1 protein-coding gene is annotated in these 735 nt (G+C 49.8%); it reads right to left on the bottom strand.

Translation table 11 applies throughout. The features are described 5' to 3' along the window. Positions 1-735, bottom strand: a 735-nt coding sequence (locus A3739_RS03520) for a carboxyl transferase domain-containing protein (protein ID WP_304440249.1), incomplete at both ends; no start/stop codon positions are given.

Raw genomic sequence — 735 nt, 5'->3', positions numbered from 1 at the left:
CTCACGCACGTCATAAGGTCGTTTGCTATCACTTGGAACAACGCCGATAAGCTCGTCAGGACTATATTTTGGTTCTTCCCATTGTCGTTCTGCTTTAGGGCTGAGTTGCTCGTTCCATGGTACTTGTTTGACCATGTCGCGCATCATACGAATGCCGTCGGAATCATCTTCAGCGAGAAACTCTGCGGTACCTGCGGTTTGTGCGTGCATCTCCGCACCACCTAGCTCTTCATCGGTAGCAATTTCACCGGTTGCTGCTTTAAGTAGAGGAGGTCCTGCTAAGAACATTTTGGCCTGTTCTTTTACCACAATAGAGTAATCGGAAAGACCTGGTTGGTAAGCTCCACCTGCCGTCGCATTACCATGTACAATCGTGAACTGCGGGATACCTGCTGCGGACAAACGAGCTTGATTCGCAAAACCGCGCGCACCATGCACAAAGACATCGGTTGCATAGTTTAAGTTGGCGCCGCCACTTTCAGCCATCGTGACAATCGGCAATTTATTCTCTTTTGCGATCTCTTGAAGACGCAATGTTTTCTCGAGCCCCGTAGGTGAGATGGTGCCACCCTTGATCGCGCTATTGCTTGCTACGACCAAACAGCGGATGCCGCAAACGTACCCGATGCCAGCGATGACGCCACCGCCAGCCATAGAGCCGTCTTTATCATCATGCATTTTATAACCAGCTAAGGAGCTGATTTCTAAAAATGGTGTATTGCGGTCTAGCAAGAG

The sequence above is a fragment of the Oleiphilus sp. HI0067 genome (genome assembly GCF_001635735.1).
This window is presented reverse-complemented; position numbering and strand designations above follow the sequence as displayed.